At 67.6% G+C, this 14,019-nt stretch carries 11 protein-coding genes and 1 pseudogene; 10 read left to right on the top strand and 2 right to left on the bottom strand.

Going from position 1 to position 14,019, the window contains the following annotated elements; translation table 11 throughout:
• Positions 1-13: 13 nt before the first annotated feature.
• Positions 14-2,962: a TonB-dependent receptor gene (locus tag AC1RRR_RS07335; RefSeq protein ID WP_492811710.1), complete on the bottom strand. Its 2,949-nt coding sequence runs from the start codon at positions 2,960-2,962 to the stop codon at positions 14-16.
• Positions 2,963-3,279: 317 nt separating this feature from the next.
• On the opposite strand from AC1RRR_RS07335, the pseudogene AC1RRR_RS07340 reads away from it, so the two are divergent.
• Positions 3,280-3,477, top strand: a pseudogene (locus tag AC1RRR_RS07340) (DUF6894 family protein); the annotation flags it as partial.
• A 9-nt stretch (positions 3,478-3,486) separates the two neighbouring features.
• Here the strand turns inward: AC1RRR_RS07340 and AC1RRR_RS07345 are convergent.
• A complete protein-coding gene (locus AC1RRR_RS07345; RefSeq protein ID WP_492811712.1) occupies positions 3,487-4,008 on the bottom strand; it encodes a MarR family winged helix-turn-helix transcriptional regulator in 522 nt (173 codons plus the stop codon).
• Positions 4,009-4,588: 580 nt separating this feature from the next.
• Between AC1RRR_RS07345 and AC1RRR_RS07350 the strand changes: the two genes are divergently transcribed.
• The 9 genes from AC1RRR_RS07350 (at position 4,589) to AC1RRR_RS07390 (ending at position 13,937) form a co-directional block, all read left to right on the top strand.
• Positions 4,589-5,209, top strand: a complete 621-nt coding sequence (locus AC1RRR_RS07350; RefSeq protein WP_492811713.1) for a lytic transglycosylase domain-containing protein — start codon at positions 4,589-4,591, stop codon at positions 5,207-5,209.
• On the top strand, positions 5,209-5,517 hold the full coding sequence (locus AC1RRR_RS07355) for a TrbC/VirB2 family protein (protein ID WP_492811714.1): 309 nt from the start codon (positions 5,209-5,211) through the stop codon (positions 5,515-5,517). Before AC1RRR_RS07350 ends, AC1RRR_RS07355 begins: the two co-directional genes overlap by 1 nt.
• A 4-nt stretch (positions 5,518-5,521) precedes the next feature.
• Positions 5,522-5,809 (top strand): VirB3 family type IV secretion system protein, encoded by a 288-nt coding sequence (locus AC1RRR_RS07360; protein WP_056045755.1) that lies wholly within the window; start codon positions 5,522-5,524, stop codon positions 5,807-5,809.
• Positions 5,788-8,160: a VirB4 family type IV secretion/conjugal transfer ATPase gene (locus AC1RRR_RS07365; protein WP_492811716.1), complete on the top strand. Its 2,373-nt coding sequence runs from the start codon at positions 5,788-5,790 to the stop codon at positions 8,158-8,160. The genes AC1RRR_RS07360 and AC1RRR_RS07365 overlap by 22 nt, the downstream gene beginning before the upstream one ends.
• Entirely contained in the window at positions 8,160-9,326 is a 1,167-nt protein-coding gene (locus tag AC1RRR_RS07370) for a TrbL/VirB6 family protein (protein ID WP_492811718.1), read from the top strand. Before AC1RRR_RS07365 ends, AC1RRR_RS07370 begins: the two co-directional genes overlap by 1 nt.
• Positions 9,323-10,063 carry a TrbG/VirB9 family P-type conjugative transfer protein gene (locus AC1RRR_RS07375; protein WP_492811720.1) on the top strand — a complete coding sequence of 247 codons (741 nt, stop codon included), beginning with the start codon at positions 9,323-9,325 and terminating at the stop codon, positions 10,061-10,063. Before AC1RRR_RS07370 ends, AC1RRR_RS07375 begins: the two co-directional genes overlap by 4 nt.
• Entirely contained in the window at positions 10,060-11,163 is a 1,104-nt protein-coding gene (locus AC1RRR_RS07380) for a TrbI/VirB10 family protein (protein ID WP_492811722.1), read from the top strand. Before AC1RRR_RS07375 ends, AC1RRR_RS07380 begins: the two co-directional genes overlap by 4 nt.
• Complete coding sequence (gene virB11 / locus AC1RRR_RS07385) at positions 11,160-12,158, top strand: P-type DNA transfer ATPase VirB11 (RefSeq protein ID WP_492811724.1); 999 nt, start codon at positions 11,160-11,162, stop codon at positions 12,156-12,158. Before AC1RRR_RS07380 ends, virB11 begins: the two co-directional genes overlap by 4 nt.
• A gap of 66 nt (positions 12,159-12,224) precedes the next feature.
• Complete coding sequence (locus AC1RRR_RS07390; protein WP_492811726.1) at positions 12,225-13,937, top strand: DUF1800 domain-containing protein; 1,713 nt, start codon at positions 12,225-12,227, stop codon at positions 13,935-13,937.
• Positions 13,938-14,019 lie beyond the last annotated feature (82 nt).

Raw genomic sequence — 14,019 nt, forward strand, 5'->3', positions numbered from 1 at the left:
GCCGCCTGTTGTCTTAGAAGGTGTAGCGGAAGCCGGCGAAGAACTCGCGGCCCGTCTCGTGGTAGAACGACACCAGCTGGCTGCTGTCGTAGTACTGGTCCTGCTTCTCGTTGGTCAGGTTGACCGCCTCGAGCGTGAAGGCCAGATGCTTGTTCCAGGTGTAGGTCAGCGAGGCGTCGAAGTTCAGCGTCGCGTTGGTGCCTTCCACATCCGAACCGTTACGGCCCGGGATCTGGGTCAGGTACTTGGAACGATAGGCGGCCGAGACGCGGCTGCTGATCTTCTTGTTCTCGAAGTAGAGCGTGGCGTTGTAGCTGTTCTTCGACAGGTTGGTCAGCGGGCCGACGGCCGCCACCGCCCCGGTCGAGGACAGGTACGTCACGTTCGACGTCACGTGGGTGTAGTTGGCCAGAACACCGAACTTGTCGAACGGCGCCGGCAGGAAGGTGAAGGGCTGCTGGTAGTTGATCTCGAAGCCCTTCAGCGGACCGCCGGGCGTGTTGACCGAGGTGCTGAACTGCCAGACCGGCAGGTTCGGCGCGCAGCCCGGCGTGGTGCCGCAGGCCGCGACCGCCGCGCTATCGGGCAGACCGAAGGGGTTCTTGTCGAAGGTCGACAGAGCCGAGGTGTAGCTCTGAACGAAGGTCGAGATGTCCTTGTAGAAGTAGGCGAAGGACAGCAGCGCGCCCGGCTGGAAGTACCACTCGACCGCGGCGTCGACGGTCTTGGCGCGGTACGGATCCAGGAACGGGTTGCCCGAGGTCACCGACTTGGTCGAACCCGTGCCGATGTTCACGCCGGGCGTCAGCGAACCCAGGTTCGGACGCGACATGACCTTGGCGGCGCCGAAGCGCAGCAGCAGGCTCTCGGTCGGCTCGACGACCACGTTCAGGGCCGGCAGCACGTCGGTGTACGAGCGCGTGGCGGTCGTGGCCGAGATCGTCTGGTAGTTCACGCCGCTGACGGTCGAGGGCACCACGCCGTAGCCGAGGGCCTTCTGGCGGGTGTTGACGTAGCGCACGCCGACGTCACCACGCACCGGCACGCCGCCGACGTCGAAGTTGAAGTCGCCCTGGACGTAGCCCGTCGTATCCCACTCATCGATCGAGTAGTTGCTGCCCAGGCTGGGCTCGCGGCCCAGGTTGTAGATGCCGCAGCCCGCGGTGAAGCACGAGTTGCCGAACGGGCTGGTCCAGACGGTGCCCGGCGTCGTCGTGACGGTCTTGCCGTAGTTCACATCGTCCATGTGCAGGGCCGCGATGGCCTTCTGCAGGTCGGGCGTGACCCACGAGGTCACGTTGCCGGCCGGAATGCTCAGGCTCGAGAAATCGATCGTCTGGGCGTAGGACGAGCGCGCGACGTTCTTCAGATCGTTCGAGCTGATCGGATTGATGTTCGACGTCGTGCCGTTCGAGCGGGCGAAGGCCGTGCTGTCGGTGTTGTAGGCCTTGTAGGCCAGGCCACCCTTCAGCTTGAAGGCGTCGCTCCAGTCATATTGCAGGTCGAACTGGGCGGTCTTGTAGCTGTTGTCGACATAGCCCTGGACCATGCGGATCTCGGCCAGGGTCCAGGCGTCGGCGTTCACGGTGTCGCCGGTGCCGTACTTGATCACCGGATAGGTGTCGCCGCCGCTGTAGTCGAAGCTGTAGCCCTGGACGTTGTACTGGTCCCACTGGACCGTGTTCTGGACCGGGTTGGAGAAGGTCGACTTCGAGAAGCCGAGCACGCCCTTGGCCTTGAACTTGTCGGTGAACTGATGCTCGCCCGACAGGGTGAACTGGCGGAACTCGGTCTCCAGCTCGTCGTAGCGCTGCTCGGTCTTCAGGTCGACATTGTTCCAGACGCCCTTGGTCATGACCGGGAAGCCCGACCGCGGGTTGGTCACCGTGTAGTCGACGACGTCGACCTGGTTGATGCCGCAAGAGGCCGGCGAGGTCGCCGTACAGGCGCCGGCCGTCTGGGGCGTGAAGGTCTCGAGGAAGTCCTCGTTACGCTTGCCCTTGAAGTCGGCGTACAGCACGTCGAACGAGACCGTGGTCTTGTCGTCCGGCGCCCACTGCAGCGCGCCGGTCATGCCCAGGCGGTCCTGCCGGTTGCGGTACCAGTCGAAGCGCGGGATGCGCGGGTGGACCGCGCCATTGGCTTCGGCGCAGGCGGCGGCGTTGGTGGCGCAGGTCGCGCCCTTCACGCTGCGGAAGCCCGGGGCCGTCGCCGTGCCGGTCTGCCAGCGCACGGTGCTGGTGCCTTCGTCCAGCAGGTCGCGCTGGGAATAGGCGACCGAGAACAGGGCCCCGATCGTGTCGTCACGCCAGGTGTTCGAGATCAGGGCCGCCACGCGGGGCGACGCCTTCTCGGCCTGGTCGTTGTAGCCCATCTTGCCCGAGACGGCGAAGTTGAAGCCGCGCTTGTCGAACGGATGGGCGGTGTTCAGGTCGACGGTCGCGCCCAGCGAGCCCTCTTCCGTCTCGGCCGAGGCGGTCTTCTGCACCGTGATGCGGTTGAAGAGGTCCGAGGCGAAGACGTTGAAGTCGAACGAGCGGCTGCGGTTGGTGCCGCCCGAGGCGTCGGTGCCGCCCGAGGTGGTCAGCGCTTCTATGCCGTTGATGCGCACGCGGGTGAACTGGGCGCCCAGGCCGCGAACCGAGATCTGGCGACCTTCGCCGGCGTCACGCGAGATGGCGACGCCTGGGATGCGCTGGATGGATTCCGAGAGGTTCAGGTCCGGGAACTTGGCCATGTCCTCGGCGTAGATCGCGTCCACGGCCGCGGCCGACTGGCGTTTGACGTTCAGGGCCTGCGCCAGGCTGTTGCGGAAGCCCGTGACGACGACGGCTTCGACGGTGTCGTCAGCGGCGGCCGCGGGCGGCGCGGCCTGCTGAGCGTTGGCGGCGCCGGCGGCCAGGACCGAAGCTAGAGCGGCGGCCCCGCAAAGCAGACGGGCGCGCAGATGTGATGCTGCCATTTCCTTAGTCCCTCCCAGAACGGTGTTCTTATGACACCGGTATCAATTGCCCACATGCTGCGATCGACTTCCATTTTTTGCAAGCCACTGTTCGTGAGGCTTAGTGACGCGGGCGGCGGCAAAAGCCGCTGTCAGCAAGGGCTGAGCAGCAGAAATCGAAAAAAAGCGAAACAAAACGAGGGCCAAGCCTAGGTGTCACCGCTAGGCCACAGCAGCAGCGAGACTCGCTTTTTCAACCCCTCCTTGTCCGAATGCGGCGCCTTTTTGTCGGAGGCGCGTTCATCGACTCGACGCATTCAGCGTCGCCGCAGGGTGTGATGCGCAGGTTTCGGTTCGAGATCGTCTCGCCTGAACACTTCCCGGATCCAGAAGGCGCGCTGTTGCGCAATCTGGACGAGGCAAAACGCGAGGCCTGGCGCTTGGGCGCGGCCCTGATCCGCGACTATCCGGAAGCCTTCGCCAAGCCAGGTCCCTGGCAGATGGTCATCCTCGACGACGCTGGCCACGTGCTGACCGAGGTCGACCTAGGACCGCAGGCGCGATCGCCTCTTCGTCTCGCCAATACGCAGCCCCCGCCGCTCCAGTCGGGGAAGCGTCTTGGGTCCTGGACCTTCAGCGGCGGCCAGCTTTATCTGAGCCAGCGACCGGGCAAGAAGAACGGATAAGGCATCCAGGTCGTGACGCGAAAAGCCGGCGAACACGCTCTCGTGGGTCGGTGCCAAGGTCATGAGCACCGCTTCCGCCAGCGCTCTTCCCGTCTCAGATAAGTCCACGACAACCAGCCGGCGATCCTCCGCCGGCGTCTTGCGTTCGACATATCCGGCCGTGACCAGGCCATCGATCGTGCGCGTCAGGGTCGTTCGGTCCGCGCCGATCACGGCCGCCAGGGCGGTCATCGACGAGAGGCCCTCCTTGTAGAGGGCGTCCAGCACCAGCCACTGGCCGAAGACGAGGCCATGCTCGCTCAACTGGTCGCCCACGAACAGGCGGCGCGCCTGTTCGGTCTGGAAGAGCAATCGGTGCAGGTCGTCGATAGCGAGCGGCAAAAGTCAGTTCCGGCGTTGTAGACAAGCTTTCAACGCAAAAACCGGGCTTTCAGATGACAGCGTTCCGCAACATTCTTTAACCAAGTTGCATAAGCGCCATAGGCGGGCCGTTCACAGCCGCGCCGCCCATCGCTTGAAGCCGTTCTCGATCAGCCGTTGAGGGCCGTCAGCCCCACCACCGCGATCACCAGCCATCCGGCGAGCAGGCTGCCGGCGAAGTTCCTGATCAGCCATTCGCGAGTCTTGTTCAACGCCAACATGCAACGCCCCTGAACGCACTTGGACTCAACTTGGCGAGTGATTCTATCCACAGGCAAGCATTCTGAGGCCTTCCCCCCAATCTTACCCAACGCAGTTATGTATTCAGGTCAACATCACATCGAATTAACCATCAATTAAGAATTTAGATAAGTCCGACATCCGACTTAACGTCGAGCTTGAGCATAAATTCTTCTTATTCATCAGCAATTTTGACGATGACAGCAAAAATAGATGCGCTGTCCTGCCGCATTACACTGAAACGGCGCGCCCGATACCAATTAACTACGTTGATTTGAACCCACGGACCTGAGGGGGCGTAGTGACGTTTGATATCGCCCGCCAGGCCCTGTTGCCGGCGATCGCCGCGGCGCTCTGCCTGCTGGCCGGACCCGTGGCCGCCCAGGTGCTGGAGATCGGCTCTGACGGCGCCGTCACGCGCTTCGACGGCCCGTCCGTGTTCACGCAAGACGGCGTCCAGACTCTGACGCCCGCCCCTGCCCCGCTGGCCGCCGCCACGCCGGACGTCGAGGCCGTGCGCGCGCAGATCTCGACCACGGCTGCCGCGTACGCCCTGGATCCGAAGCTGGTCGAGGCCGTGGCCTGGCGCGAGAGCCGCTTCCGGCCCAGCGCCCTGTCGAACAAGGGCGCCATCGGCGTCATGCAGCTGATGCCCGGCACCGCCCGCGACCTGGGCGTCGATCCGCACGATCCGGCCCAGAACATCCGCGGCGGCACGATGTACCTGCGCCGCATGCTGTCAGAATTCGGCGGCGACGTCCGCCTGGCCCTGGCCGCCTACAACGCCGGCCCCGGCGCCGTCCGCAAGCACGGCGGCGTGCCGCCCTATGCCGAAACCCAAGCCTACGTGACCTCGATCCTCGGCCGCATGGCCGCGACCGGAGCCACCCTCGCCGTTCCCGCCCTCGGAGCTCCCCAGTGATGCGTAAGTCCTTCCTGGCCCTCGCGGCCTCCCTTTCCGCCGCCGCCAGCCAAGCCCACGCCCAGGCCGTGCAAGCCGATCCGCAAGGCTCCAGCGCTCTGCTGGCCGGCGTGACCTGGCTGCAAGGCACGCTGATGGGCAATGTCGCCACCGCCGTGGCCGTCATGGCCGTAGCCGCCGTCGGCTTCATGATGCTGACCGGCCGCCTGAACTGGCGCTATGGCGCCACCGTGATCCTGGGCTGCTTCATCCTGTTCGGGGCCACCACGATCGTCAGCGGCATCCGCGCCGCCTCGGGCGCGGCCTAAGGCCATGGCCGCCCCGCTGGATCGCGACGTGGTGTTCGGCGCCCTGACCCGCCCGCAGATGTTCGCGGGCGTGACCTACAGCTACTTCGTGATCAACGGAGTGGTGACCGCCGAACTCTTCCTGATCACCAAGTCGTTCTGGGCCATCGCGGCCGCGCTGGTGATCCACGCGATCGGCTACGCGGCCTGCCTGCGCGAGCCCCGCATCTTCGATCTCTGGCTGACCAAGGTCAGCCGCTGTCCCCGCGTACCCAATTTCCGAGCCTGGCGATGCAACAGCTACAGCGCGTAAACCCGCGCAAAGAGGCGACGGCCGGCAAGCGCCTGCCCTATGCCCGCCATCTGGACGACGTGACGCTCGAGACCCGCGACGGCCTCCTGATGCAGGTCATCCACCTGGCCGGCCTGCCGTTCGAGACGGCCGACAGCGAGGAGCTGAACTACCGCAAGGCGGTGCGCGACGTGATGCTGCGTGGCCTGTCGTCCTCGCGCTTCGCCATCTACCACCACATCGTCCGCCGCCAGGTCGACGCCCGCACCCAAGGCGCCTTCGCCGACGCCTTCAGCGCCGAGCTCGACGCGACCTGGAGCGAGCGCCTGGCCGCCCGCAAGCTGTACGTCAACGACCTGTTCCTGACGATCGTCCGCCGTCCGCTGCAAGGCCACGGCGGCGTCATCGACGGCCTGCTGCGCGCCCTCAAGGGAACCGGCAAGGCCGAGGCCGCCGCCGTCCAGGCCGCCGACCGTCGCGAACTGGACAGCGCCACGGGCAGCCTGATCTCGGCCCTCGCCCCCTATGGCGCGCGGGTGCTTGGAACCTACGACGGCCCGACCGGCCGCTGCTCCGAGCCGCTGGAATTCCTGTCCTGCCTCTACAACGGCGAGATGCGTCCGGTGCTAGTCCCGCAAGGCGACGCTGGCGAGTACCTGCCCTATCGCCGCGCCAGCTTCGGCCTGGAGACGCTGGAGCTGTCCCGCGCCGGCGCCCTGGCGCGCGGTTTCGGGTCCATGGTCTCGATCAAGGACTACCCCGCCCAGACCACGCCGGGGATGCTGGACGACCTGCTGCGCCTGCCGTGCGAGATGGTCGTCACCCAGAGCTTCGGCTTCGTCGACCGCCAGCCGACCCTGGAGCGGATGAACCTGGCCCTGCGCCGCATGAAAGCAGCCGACGATGACGGCCTGTCCCTGCGCGCCGACCTGACCCGCGCCAAGGACGATGTCGTCTCGGGCCGCGCCGCCTTCGGCGAGCATCACCTGACCGTGCTGGTGCGCGGCGAGACCCTGGAAGGCCTGGACCGCTCAACCGCCGAGGTGATGTCGGCCTTCACCGAGATGGGCGCCATCGCCGTGCGCGAGGACATCAATCTGGAGCCCGCCTTCTGGGCCCAGTTCCCGGGCAACTTCAAAGATATCGCCCGCAAAGCTCTGATCTCGACGGCCAACTTCGCCGGCTTCGCCAGCGGCCACAACTTCCCGGTCGGCCAGGCCGAGAACAACCACTGGGGCCACGCGGTGACCCTGCTGGAAACGACCTCGGCCGGCCCGTACCACTTCAACTTCCACAAGGGCGACCTGGGTAACTTCACGGTCATCGGCCCGTCGGGCTCGGGCAAGACCGTGGTGCTGAACTTCCTGCTGGCCCAGGCCCGCAAGTACAGCCCGCGCATCGTGTTCTTCGACAAGGACCGCGGCGCCGAGATCTTCCTGCGCGCCATCGGCGGTCGCTACGAGACCCTGCGTCCGGGCCAGCCGACCGGCTTCAACCCGCTGGCCCTGGCCGACACCGCCGCCAACCGCCGCTTCCTGACCGAGTGGGTCGCCAAGCTGGTCTCGATCCCCGGCGAGACCCTCACGGCCGACGACGCCGCGCGGATCAAGGACGCGGTCGACGCCAGTTTCGACCAGGCGCCGAGCTTGCGCCGCCTGCGCTATTTCGCCGAGCTGTTCCGAGGCTCGCGCCGTCCCGACGCCGCCGACCTGGCCGCCCGCCTGGCCCCCTGGCACGGCGCGGGCGAGCACGCCTGGCTGTTCGACAACGAGGCCGACGGCCTGGATCTGGACGCCCTGACCCTGGGCTTCGACATGACCCAGCTGCTGGACGACCCGGCCCTGCGCACACCGGCCATGATGTACCTGTTCCACCGCGTGGAGCAGCGCCTGGACGGCCATCCGACCCTGATCGTCATCGACGAGGGTTGGAAGGCCCTAGACGACGACGTCTTCGTGGCCCGCATCCGCGACTGGGAAAAGACCCTGCGCAAGCGCAACGGCGTGGTCGGCTTCGCCACCCAGAGCGCCCAGGACGCCCTGGAAAGCCGCATCGCCAGCGCCATCATCGAGCAGGCCGCGACCCAGATCTTCATGGCCAACCCCAAGGCCCAGGCCAAGGACTACTGCGAAGGCTTCGGCCTGACCGCGCACGAGTTCGAGCTGGTCAAGACCTTGCCCGACACCTCGCGCTGCTTCCTGATCAAGCACGGCACCGACAGCGTCGTGGCCCGCCTGAACCTGGCCGGCGCGCCCGAGCTGCTGACCGTGCTGTCGGGCCGCGAGAGCACCGTGCGCAAGCTGGACGCCCTGCGCGAACAGCTGGGCGACGATCCGGCGACCTGGATGCCGCAGCTGGTGAGGGCCGCGTGATGGCGACCTGCGCGCAACTCCCCGTCGACGCCCCGATGGTCCAGGGCCTGATCGGCTCGGTCGACTGCCGGGTCCATGACCTGGCCCAGACCGGTTATGCTTCACTGGCCGGTCCGGGCTCGCCCGTCGCCCTGCTGCTGACCGGCCTGATGACCCTGTACGTGGTCTTTATCGGCTACCGGCTGATGCTGGGCCGTGGCGGTCTTCGCGTCGGCGACGCCACCATGTCGGTCCTGAAGGTCGGCATCGTCGTGGCCCTGGCTACCAACTGGCCGTTCTTCCAGACCCTGGTCTACGACACCCTGACCAAGGCCCCGGCCGAGGTCGGTGGCCTGCTGCTGGGTCAGGACGCCCATCCGTTCCTGGCTCTGCAGGACGCCTTCGACGGCCTGCAGAAGTCCGCCACCCTGATGGCCAGCCGCGCCAGCGTCGGCGCGGCTGCGACCCAGGGCGGACCGGGCTTCGGCGCCTTCGCGGTCAACACCGGCGGCATGACGCTGGTGCTGTCGACCCTGGGCGTGCTGCTGGCCTCCAAGGTCGTGCTGGCCACCCTGCTGGCCCTGGCCCCGCTGATCGCCGGCCTGCTGCTGTTCGAAACCACGCGCGGCCTGGTCGAAGGCTGGCTGAAGGCGATGATCGCTCTCGCGATGATCCCGATGGTCACTGTCCTGACCCTGTCGCTGGAACTGGCCATGCTGGCCCCGTCGCTAAGGGCCCTGGCCGAAGCGCGTTCGGCCCAGCAGTTCGCCGCCTTCGACATCGGTCCGGCTGTGACCGTGTTGGTGCTGACCCTGGTCTTCGCCCTGGTCATGGTGCTGGCCGTCATCGCCCTGGGCGTCATCGCCGCCGGCCTGCGTCTGCCGCGCGGCCTGGTCGGCGCCGCCTGGAACGACGTGGCCGCCGCGCCGGAAGCCCCGCGCTACACGACCTCGCAGGTCGAGCCGCTGAGCCGCGCCGCCACCGTCGCCGCGGCAGCCGCGGCGCTCGACCGTCGTGACGTGCCGACCTCGTCCGACCCGATCGGTCCGCGCCTGCTGACCATCGTCGCGGATCGCGGCCCGGCCGCCCAACCCGCCTACGCCGGCCCCAGCGCTCCGCTGGGCCAGACCTATCGCCGTACCCCCGCCCCCCGCCGCGCCGCCTCGGGCGCCCGGAGAGACCAGTGACCCTCGCTTACCCCCGCACGCTGCTGGCCGTCCTGGCTGTCGGCGCCGCCCTGGCCGGCCCCGTGATGGCCGCCGACGCCCCGCGCCCCGGCGCCGTCGATCCGCGCATCCGCACCGTCGCCTACGACCCCGACCAGGTCGTGCGCCTGACCGGCTATTTCGGCATCCAGACCATGCTGGAGTTCGCCCTCGACGAGCGGATCGAGAACGTCTCGATCGGCGACGCCCTGGGCTGGCAGGTCACGCCGAACAAGAAGGCCAACCTGCTGTTCCTCAAACCCCTGGACCGCACGGCCGCCACCAACATGACCGTGGTGACCGACCGTCGCCGCTATGTGTTCGAGTTGGTCGTCGCCGGCCCCAAGGCCACGACCAAGGACCTGGCCTATGTCGTCCGTTTTCTGGTTCCCGCTCCGGCCGTCGCGACGGTTGCAGCTCCCCCGCCGCCTTCCGCCGCGCCCGTGGCCCGCAACGCCGCCTACAGCGTCAAGGGCGACGCCGCCATCCAGCCGGCCAAGGTCTTCGACGACGGCGCGGCCACCTATTTCGCCTGGCCGGTCCAAGCCGACCTACCGGCGGTGTTCGTCGTGAATGCCGACGGCGTCGAGGGCCTGGCCAACGCCGTCGTCCGCGACGGCTATCTGGTCGTCGACCAGCTGGCGCCGCGCTTCGTGCTGCGCTCGGGCAAGTCCTCCCTGACGGTGACCAACGCCGCGTTCGCGGGAGGCGTCCGATGACCGATCCCCGCCAGTCCGCCCAGGTGCAGGAAGACCTCGCCGTCGCTGACGCCCAAGCCCAGCCTTGGGTCGCACGCGCCCATGCCGGCCTGCCAACGCCCGTGATCATGGCCGGCTTCGGCGTGCTCGGTGTCGGCGTGTTCCTGTGGATGGCCAGCCACCGCGCCGACGCCCAGCCGCGTCCGCCGCGCAAGGTCGAGGCTGTTGCCGCCACGGCCCTGACCGCGCCCGCTGCGCCGCCGGCCGTCATCCCCGGTCCGCAGTTCACCGAGAACAACAGTCTGCCGCCGACGCCGGCCCAGATGACCGCCATGGCCGCCGAACCGCTGCCGCCCGTTCCGGCCGTCGACCTGGACCAGCGCCGCCGCGCCCCGACCCTGGTGGTTGACTTCGGCGGCGCCCCGGCCCTGATCAAGACCAGCGCCGAGATGACGCCGGCCGCCGCGATGGCGACCAAGGCCGTCGACACCGGCCTGAACCCCGATGAAAAGTTCGCCGACCGGATCGGGACCAGCGACGCCGAGCCCGCCAAGGCCACGGCCCTGCGCGACCTGGACGCCCTGATCCCGCAAGGCGCGGTGATCCCGGCGGTGATGGAGACGGCGATCAATTCCGACCTACCGGGCCTGGCCCGCGCGATGGTCACCCGCGACATCAAGAGCTTCGACGGCTCCACCGTGCTGATCCCGCGCGGCAGCCGTGTCATTGGCCAGTACAAATCGGGCGTGGCCCAAGGCGCCTCGCGCGTCTTCGTGATCTGGACCCGCGTGATCCGTCCCGACGGCGTCTCGATCCAGATTGCGTCTCCGGCTGCCGACCCGCTCGGCCGTGGCGGCCTGGAGGGCAAGGTCGACCGGCACTTCTTCAGCCGCTTCGGCGGTTCGATCCTGATGTCGGTGCTGAACGCCGGCGTCGCCGCCGTCGGCAATGCCCGCTCGACCTCGCAGATCTATATCGGCTCGGCCGCCCAAGCCGCCACCCTGGCCGGCGCGGTCACGCCGATCGACAACAAGGTCTCGCCGACCATCCAGACCAGCCAGGGCGCGCCGGTGACGATCTTCGTCGCCCGCGACCTGGACTTCTCGGACGTGCGCAAATGACCGCGCTCGCTCACAAGACTCCGGCGCCCAAGTTCGGCGTCTATCTCGAGGCCTACCTCGCGCCCCTGGCGCCGTGGCTGGCCGATCCGGCGGTGACAGACCTCTACGTCAACCGCCCCGGCGAGCTGTGGGTCGAGCGCCTCGGCGGCGCCGCCGAGCGCGTCGAGGTTCCGTCCCTAGACGAGACCAACCTGTGGCGGCTGGCCCGCCAGGTCGCCAGCCTGTCCAGCCAGGGCGTCAGCCGCGAGCACCCCCTGCTCTCGGCCGTGCTGCCCGACGGCGCCCGCGTGCAGGTCGTGGCCCCGCCGGCGACGCGCGAGGGCCTGGCCCTGGCGATCCGCAAGCACGTGGTCAGCGATCTGTCCCTGACCGACTACGCGGCCAACGGCGCCTTCGCCGGGGTCATGCAGCCGAAGACTAATTCCGACGCCATCCTGCGCGCCTTCCTCAACGCGGGCGACATCCGCAACTTCCTGGCCGCCGCCGTACGAGCGGGCAAGAACATCGTCGTCAGCGGCGGCACCTCGACCGGCAAGACCACCTTCCTCAACGCCCTGCTCAAGGAAGTCCCCCTCGACCAGCGGCTGGTGCTGATCGAGGACGCGCCCGAGATCCGCCTGGCCCATCCCAACGCCGTCGGTCTCGTCGCCGTGCGCGGCGATCAGGGCGAGGCCCGCGTCACGGCCGAGGACCTGCTGCAAGCCTCGCTGCGCCTGCGACCCGACCGCATCATCCTGGGCGAGCTGCGCGGCTCAGAGGCCTTCAGCTTCCTGCGCGCGGTGTCCAGCGGCCACCCCGGCTCGATGACCACCGTCCATGCCGACGATCCGGCCGGCGCGGTCGACCAACTGGCCCTGATGGCCTTGCAGGCCGGCGCCAATCTGCGGCGCGCCGACGTGGTCGATCACGTCCGGCGTGTTGTCGACATCTTCATCCAACTCCACCGCCAAGGCGGCGTCCGAGCGGTTAAGGAGGTCACCTTCCAGGACCGCTAACCTACGACTTTTGTTCAGTTTCCAGTTTCAGGCGCGCGACACCGGTTGCGCGTCGAGGGTATCGTCATGCGTAAACAGTTCTTTGGCTCGGCCGCAGCGCTGAGCTTGTCGATCGTCCTCTCCGCCTGTGGCGGAGGGTCCAGCGACGGCGGCGGCGGCGCCAGCAAGCCTGCGTCCAGCCCGGCCATCCCGGACACCATCGGCGTGGCCCCCAATGGCGAGATCCTGCCGGACGAGGCCGCACGCTTCGCCAAACAGGCCAGCTTTGGCCCGACGCCGGAACTGATCGACGCCATCGTCGCCAAGCGGTCGGTCGCGGCCTGGATGGACGAGCAGTTCACGCTGTCGTCCAGCACCTATGCCGACCTGGCCGCCAAGCCCGTGCCCAGCACATTCTGCTCGACGTTGACTGGTCAGGACCTGACCAACTGCAACCGCGAGAACTTCTCGGCCACGCCGATGCAGATGCGGTTCTACGCCAACGCCATCGGCAACAACGACCAGCTGCGCCAGCGCGTGGCCTTTGCCCTGTCGCAGATCGTCGTGGCTTCGGCGGTCGACGTCGGCAACACCGCGGGCCTGGCGACCTTCAACCAGATCCTGCTGGGCAACGCCTTCGGCAACTACCGCGACATCCTCAGGGCGGTCACCCTGAACCCGTACATGGGCGAGTATCTCGACATGGCCGACTCCAACAAGAGCCAGCCCAACGAGAACTATGCCCGCGAGCTGATGCAGCTGTTTTCGGTCGGCACCGTCCTCCTCAATCCGGACGGCACGCCCCAGACCGACAATACCGGCGCGACCATCGCTACCTACAGCAACACCGACGTCAAGGAAGTCGCCCGAGCCCTGACTGGCTGGACCTATGCTCGTCTGGACAACGCCGCGCTGACCGACAACAGCAAGCGCGACTGGACGAGGCCCATGGTGGTCTACGCCACGCGTTTCGACACCAGCGCCAAGACCTTCCTGGGCAAGACCATCGCGGCCAACGCCACCCAGGACGCCAATGTCGACGCCGTGGTCGACACCCTGTTCAACCACCCCAACACCGCGCCCTACATCAGCAAGCGCCTGATCCAGCAACTGACCCTGGCCAACCCGACCCCGGCCTATATCGAACGCGTGGCGGCGGTCTTCGCCAATAACGGCGCGGGCGTGCGCGGCGATATGAAGGCCGTGGTCCGGGCCATCTATCTGGACAGCGAAGCGCGCACCGTCTCGCAGCTGCCGGGCAAGGTGAAGGAGCCGGTGCTGCTGGCGACCTCGCTGGCGCGGGCCATCGGCTACACGACTGACGGCTACGCCTTTGTCACGCGCGACGCCGGCATGGGCCAGGCCCCGTTCCGCGCGCCGTCGGTGTTCAACTTCTATCCGTACGACTTCCCGCTGCCGCAGGGCGCTGGGCTGGTCAGCCCGGTCAGCAAGCTGATGACCACCTCGACCACGATCAGCCGGCACAACTTCCTCTACGACTGGACCGCGGGCGGCGACGGCACGCGTAGTGAGTTCCAGAAGCAGGCGGTGATCACCTACGCGACCGGCACGGTTCCGAACTGGGCGTCGTGGGAAGCCTATGGCGTGGACGACGCCAAGATCATCAACCGGATCAATCTGGTGATGCTGAATGGCACGATGACCGCCGCCCAGCGCCAGTCGATCCTGACCGCCATGGCCGCCGTCAAGAACAGCAATGCAGCCCTGCAGACCCGCAAGCGCGCCCAGGTGGCCCTGTATATCGCCGCCTCCTCGCCCCTCTTCCAAGTCGATCGGTAAGCGTAATGACCGTCTCTCGTCGTGAACTCCTGCGCCTGACCGCCGGCGGTTCGGCCGTCGCCGCCCTGGGCCAACTCGGCCT

The sequence above is a fragment of the Caulobacter sp. GW821-FHT12D05 genome (assembly GCF_058807295.1).

What these genes read in the sequence shown, in the direction of transcription:
- virB11 (WP_492811724.1), top strand. Translation starts at nt 11,160, where the DNA reads ATGACCGCGCTCGCTCACAAGACTCCGGCGCCCAAGTTCGGCGTCTAT.
- AC1RRR_RS07360 (WP_056045755.1), top strand. Translation starts at nt 5,522, where the DNA reads ATGGCCGCCCCGCTGGATCGCGACGTGGTGTTCGGCGCCCTGACCCGC.
- AC1RRR_RS07355 (WP_492811714.1), top strand. Translation starts at nt 5,209, where the DNA reads ATGCGTAAGTCCTTCCTGGCCCTCGCGGCCTCCCTTTCCGCCGCCGCC.
- AC1RRR_RS07370 (WP_492811718.1), top strand. Translation starts at nt 8,160, where the DNA reads ATGGCGACCTGCGCGCAACTCCCCGTCGACGCCCCGATGGTCCAGGGC.
- AC1RRR_RS07335 (WP_492811710.1), bottom strand. Translation starts at nt 2,962, where the DNA reads ATGGCAGCATCACATCTGCGCGCCCGTCTGCTTTGCGGGGCCGCCGCT.
- AC1RRR_RS07365 (WP_492811716.1), top strand. Translation starts at nt 5,788, where the DNA reads ATGCAACAGCTACAGCGCGTAAACCCGCGCAAAGAGGCGACGGCCGGC.
- AC1RRR_RS07380 (WP_492811722.1), top strand. Translation starts at nt 10,060, where the DNA reads ATGACCGATCCCCGCCAGTCCGCCCAGGTGCAGGAAGACCTCGCCGTC.
- AC1RRR_RS07390 (WP_492811726.1), top strand. Translation starts at nt 12,225, where the DNA reads ATGCGTAAACAGTTCTTTGGCTCGGCCGCAGCGCTGAGCTTGTCGATC.